The 3,316-nt window shown below is 26.7% G+C and carries 2 protein-coding genes and 1 pseudogene; 1 reads left to right on the top strand and 2 read right to left on the bottom strand.

The features are described 5' to 3' along the window. A partial coding sequence (locus VLC96_RS19080; protein WP_325265467.1) for a carboxypeptidase-like regulatory domain-containing protein occupies positions 1–380 on the bottom strand: 380 nt, incomplete at its 3' end. Positions 381–1,228: 848 nt separating this feature from the next. Next, a complete protein-coding gene (locus VLC96_RS19075; protein ID WP_325265465.1) occupies positions 1,229–2,926 on the bottom strand; it encodes a BamA/TamA family outer membrane protein in 1,698 nt (565 codons plus the stop codon). Between the two features lie 263 nt (positions 2,927–3,189). Here VLC96_RS19075 and VLC96_RS19070 point away from each other — a divergent pair. Then, a pseudogene (locus VLC96_RS19070) lies at positions 3,190–3,316 on the top strand (30S ribosomal protein S12); the annotation flags it as partial.

The following is a 3,316-nucleotide window of genomic DNA, read 5'->3' as shown; positions in this document are numbered from 1 at the left end:
CCCACGCTAGCAGTTGCATAACCAAGGGATCTTTTTTGCTTTTTGATTCCCATTGCTGTGGTTACTGTTACGCCTTCAAGCTCAGTAGCTGCACTTGAAAGGTTAATGTTTATCAACGTTGAACTCGCTTTGCGTTCTTGAGATTTCATCCCAATAAAGCTAAACACTAATGTTTGTTCTTCTGTAGCTTTGATAGAATATTTACCGTCAAAATCAGTTTGTGTTCCATTTCGAGTTCCTTTAATCAATACAGTTACGCCAGGGATGGGTAAGTTTGCATTATCTTTTACAACACCCGAAACAGTTCTTTCTTGCGCAAAAGAGATCTGCGCCATTAGTACTGCAATCAGTACTAATAGTCCATTGAACTTTAGTTTCATTTTTAAATATTTTGAATTAGTGTCGCAAAACTCACAATAATTTGTTAATTATCCTAATGGGATTTCCTTTTTTTTATGACTGAAATTGATATTTAACATTATTGACTGATAGTTGTTAACGCTTATAAATACTGGTGTTTTTCTTACGTGCTTATTTATTTTTTAATTATAAACTATTATTTTTTATTAATCTATTACTTGTTAAATATTTGTTAATTTTAAGTAAGAAATATTTACTAAAAAAAGCGTATTGCTTTATGTAACAGTTTGTTGAATTTTTATATTTTTTGTTAAATAAAAAAATAATTTAAGTTTTATTGTTATATAAGTAGAATTTATAGACTTGTTTATTTTGAGAGTATTTTCTTTTTTTTTACAGATTTACTAAAACGTAATAGTGGATTTGTTTCTTTTATATATTTTTTTCAATATGTTAAGATTTTTCTTTCTTATCTCGTACGAGAAAATTGGAGATTTTTTTTTTGTAATTTATTTCTATAAAAAAATTTATGAAAAATGAATTCAGCAGATAAATAAGTGTGATAAATAAGTTAAAAGGGCTAGTTGTTTGCATTGTTTCGTTCTAAAATAACCATACATGAAATCGTTATTAAAGAGAATAATATTTACATTTAGCAAAACTACATGAAAACTAAGCACTCGAACAATCAATCATTTTAAACAAAAGAAAGAAAATATTGTCTGGTATAATATAGAAATCTATAAAAAGGATTTGGATCAGTTCTTTTTTTAAAATTATATATCAACTTTATCTGTGTTGGTTAAAAAACAAAAATGTTGAACTGTATTTTTTATAAATAATGTAATTATAAAGTGGTTTTGTATTGTTAAAAATTAATATTGTAATTTATTGTAACAATACTGTTTGAGAATTTGAGATCTTGTTTAGAACTATTACCATTAGTAATTGCAAATTTCAACAAACCATTTGCAGTTTGTAATCCCAAACCTAATCCAATGCCCAGGAGCTTTTTATTGCTTTTTTCAGTTGAAGAAATTGTTGGATCTTCGTAATAGCAGTAATCTAAAATTGAATTAAAATACAAATTTTGAGAGATTAAATATCTATATTCGGTTATTAATGCAATTGCTAAATTTGCCTGTAAGCTGTTTTCGGCAAATCCTCTTACTGAATTAATTCCACCAAAACGATATAATTCATTAGTTATATAATCACCGCTTTTTAAATAATAGTTCTGGCTTTTTATATTTATAATATTTTTTTCATTAATATAAAAGTCGTTCATTAAATTGAGATTTATAAAATTCTGTTTGGCAGATGTATTTTCTGTTGTTTTTCTATCTCCTGTTCCCACGGTTATATTTAAATATGTCTTTACAGGAAACAGTTTATTTTTTGTATTACTTTTTTTTGATTCGAATGAGGTGGTATAAAATGAATTTTTATAATCGGTTAAATTTTGACTATTTAAATTTTGAATATCGCTCGATTCAGTCGATTCGTAACCAATATAGATTCGTTTGTTGTAATCTAGAAAATAGCCTAATTGTAAAGCTGTTTTTGTATTTTGAAAAATACTATCCTGTTTGAAGATATTGATTTGCGCTTTCAAAGCTATAGGGCTGTTGAATAAATAAGGGATATTTAGATTTCCGTTAAATAGCTTTTGATTATTTCCATTGTTTTTCCAATAAATAGATATTTGTTCTCCATTTCTTAGTGCGTTTACTAAGGTTAAATCGAGATATCCGTTGAATTGAATTTTTTTATTTTCTGTATTATTAAAACCTAAGTAGCCGTCAAAATTATTTGCTTTCCTTTTTTCTAAATAAACGTATACTTTGGTGGTGTCTTTTGTAAATAATATTTCTGGGAATTTGATTTGATTAACAAAACCAAACTCTTCAAAGTCTTGATGAATTTTTTTTACTGTTTCTTGATTGAAGATTTTGTTTTTGTATTTTTTGATGATCTGCTTTTCTGCCCCTTTTGGAAAAAATTTTTTCTGCTGTAGATTTGAGTATTTTATTTCAATAGAATTTAAATTTCTTTTGCTGTCAGAAGAAATTAATAAGTCGGCATATAAATTTTGATTTTTCTGTTGAATGTTGATCAGTTTTACTTTAGCGAACGCATAACCATTTGTTTCTAAATTATGTAATGCTTGATTCAAAAACCGTTCGATTTGATAGTAGGGTAAGATTATAGAATCCTGATTGGCTTTTAATAAGTTGGTTAGAAGTGGATTGTTTTTTATACCTATATATATATGTACGTTTTTTATTTTTTTTTCAAGTGAAATCTTGGCGATATAAGTACTGTCGTTTTCTTTGTTTTTTTCAAGTATTCGATTGTTTATATAGCCGATCTCTGTTAGTTTTTTGCTAACCAATTTTATTTCTTCATTTAATTCTTTTGCATTTTGTTGTTTGGTTGAATAACCTATCGAATCAATCGTTCTTGTTTCAATTGTAGTTTTTCCAATTATTTTCAATTGAAGCGTCTGGCCTTTGGAGGTTAAATGAATAAATAAAAAAAACACAATAAGGATTTTTGATTTCAATTTTTGATTTCTTTTGATAAAATAACATGAAATAATTTATTTGACTTTTATTGAAAGCTAAATGTATACAAAAGTAAAAGATTGCCTGACAAACGGCATAATTTTTTTTGCTAATTACTACCGACTAATTAGTAATCACTTATAATCAATCGCTAGTTTTTGAAAATAAATCAATTATGGTTTGTAGAGTGAAAATTAATTTATACATTTGCAACCCCGTAAAAAGCGGGATTTTAATATAATAAGAAATTTTAGTATTAATTATGCCAACAATTCAACAATTAGTAAGAACAGGAAGAACTCAGATAACTAAGAAGAGTAAATCGGTTGCTTTAGATTCTTGTCCTCAAAGAAGAGGGGTTTGTACGCGTGTTTACACTACTACACCAA

Origin of the sequence: Flavobacterium sp. (genome assembly GCF_035456085.1) — a bacterium.
GTDB lineage: Bacteria > Bacteroidota > Bacteroidia > Flavobacteriales > Flavobacteriaceae > Flavobacterium.
This window is presented reverse-complemented; position numbering and strand designations above follow the sequence as displayed.